Annotated in this window: 2 protein-coding genes; both read right to left on the reverse strand. The window is 65.0% G+C overall.

Annotated features, from left to right (window positions below):
- Positions 1 to 150: 150 nt before the first annotated feature.
- Entirely contained in the window at positions 151 to 363 is a 213-nt protein-coding gene (locus tag ACVOLV_RS22115; RefSeq protein WP_481556231.1) for a hypothetical protein, read from the reverse strand.
- Between the two features lie 182 nt (positions 364 to 545).
- On the reverse strand, positions 546 to 2,063 hold the full coding sequence (locus ACVOLV_RS22120) for a fumarate hydratase (RefSeq protein ID WP_481517650.1): 1,518 nt from the start codon (positions 2,061 to 2,063) through the stop codon (positions 546 to 548).
- Positions 2,064 to 2,265: the final 202 nt, after the last annotated feature.

Consider the following 2,265-nt stretch of genomic DNA (forward strand, 5'->3'; position numbering starts at 1 on the left):
ATGCTCGGCAGGGGATTTCCCTGCACCCCATCAGCGCCACGGGAATGTGGGAGCGGCGTAAGCCGCGAAGCTGGTGATTTGATGCTTCCCCGGCAAAGCCTCTGCCGAGCATGGCTCGGCATTACAGGCTCGCTGCAGCTATCGGCTGGTTCAGTTGCAGCTGTTCATGCAGCTGTTCAAGCGTTCACCACACACCGAGGCGGCAGACCGGTTCTGGCAGAAGGCCTGCGAGGTCTGGCAGGCGCCGCGCAACTCTGGATTGGTGATCTTGTCGCACTGGTTGCTGCGGTTCGCATCGCCGCAGTCACCGTAGCCGCTGGGATTGGCGCTGCAGCGCTGATAGGCATTCTGGCAATAGTTCACGCAGGCTGCTGGGTCATTGCGTGGCGCATTACCCCAACCTCCGCCATCGCTCGCACAAGCGGCAAGCAATAACGCCACACAAGCAAACATCCATTGAAATCCGCGCATCGAACCATCCCTGCAAACAACGACGGCCCGAGCATAGCCCGGGCCGTCCTTGCATCACCAGTGACAGGTGTCGATTACTCGACGATCACCGGAATCTTGCCGATGCGTGCCTGCCATTCGCGCGGACCAGTCTTGTGCACCGATTCACCGGTGGAGTCGACCGCCACGGTCACCGGCATGTCCTGCACGGTGAACTCGTAGATCGCTTCCATGCCCAGGTCAGCGAAGCCGACCACCTTGGACGCCTTGATCGCCTTGGACACCAGGTAGGCCGAGCCACCAACGGCCATCAGGTAGGCCGACTTGTTGTCACGGATCGCCTCGATCGCAGCTGGGCCGCGCTCGGCCTTGCCGACCATGCCCAGCAGGCCGGTCTGCTCCAAGATCTGGCGGGTGAACTTGTCCATACGGGTCGCGGTGGTCGGGCCGGCCGGGCCCACCACTTCGTCACGCACCGGATCGACCGGGCCGACGTAGTAGATGAAGCGGCCCTTCAGGTCCACCGGCAGCTGCTCACCCTTGTTGAGCATCTCGACCATGCGCTTGTGCGCAGCATCGCGGCCGGTCAGCAACTTGCCATTGAGCAACAGGGTCTGGCCCGGCTTCCATGCAGCCACTTCTTCCGGGGTGATGTTGTCCAGATCGACGCGGGTGCCCTTGGACGCGTCGTAGGTCAGCTTGGGCCAGTCTTCCAGCGACGGCGGGTCCAGCATCACCGGGCCGCTGCCATCCAAGGTGAAGTGTGCGTGGCGGGTAGCGGCACAGTTCGGGATCATTGCGATCGGCAAGTTGGCAGCGTGGGTCGGGAAGTCCTTGACCTTGATGTCGAGCACCGTGGTCAGGCCGCCCAGGCCCTGCGCGCCGATACCCAGTGCGTTGACCTTCTCGTACAGCTCAAGACGCAGCTCTTCGGCACGGTTGGAGGCGCCACGGGCCTGCAGATCGGCGATGTCGATCGGCTCCATCAGCGATTCCTTGGCCAGCAGCATCGCCTTTTCGGCGGTGCCGCCGATGCCGATACCGAGCATGCCCGGCGGGCACCAGCCAGCGCCCATGGTCGGCACGGTCTTGAGCACCCAATCAACGATGGAATCGGACGGGTTGAGCATGGCGAACTTGCTCTTGGCCTCCGAACCGCCACCCTTGGCAGCAACGATCACGTCGACCGTATTGCCCGGCACAACCTTGACGTTGACCACACCCGGGGTGTTGTCCTTGGTGTTGGTGCGCTTGCCAGCCGGGTCAGCCAGCACAGAGGCGCGCAGCTTGTTGTCCGGGTAGGCGTAGGCACGGCGGATGCCCTCATTGGCCATGTCCTCGACGCCCATGGTGGCGTCGTCCCAGCGCACGTTCATGCCGATTTCCAGGAACACGGTGACGATACCGGTGTCCTGGCAGATCGGCCGATGGCCTTCGGCGCACATGCGCGAGTTGATCAGGATCTGCGCGATGGCCTCTTTGGCCGCCGGCGACTCTTCGCGCTCATAGGCGGCGGAGAGGTTCTTGATGTAGTCGACCGGGTGGTAGTACGAGATGTACTGCAGCGCGTCGGCGACGGACTGGATGAGGTCTTCCTGCTTGATCGATGTCACGGGCTTGCTCGCTTGCTGAAGGCTGGCGGGGGTTCAGCCGCCCATTTTACGCCTTGGAGCCGCGCAGTGCTGCCCGACCTTGGGCTTGTGGGGGGGGGGGGGGGGGGGGGGGGGGGGGGGGGGGGGGGGGGGGGGGGGGGGGGGGGGGGGGGGGGGGGGGGGGGGGCGGGGGGGGGGGGGGGCGCGGGGCGCGCGCCCGGCG

Source organism: Stenotrophomonas sp. STEN023 (genome assembly GCF_056760135.1).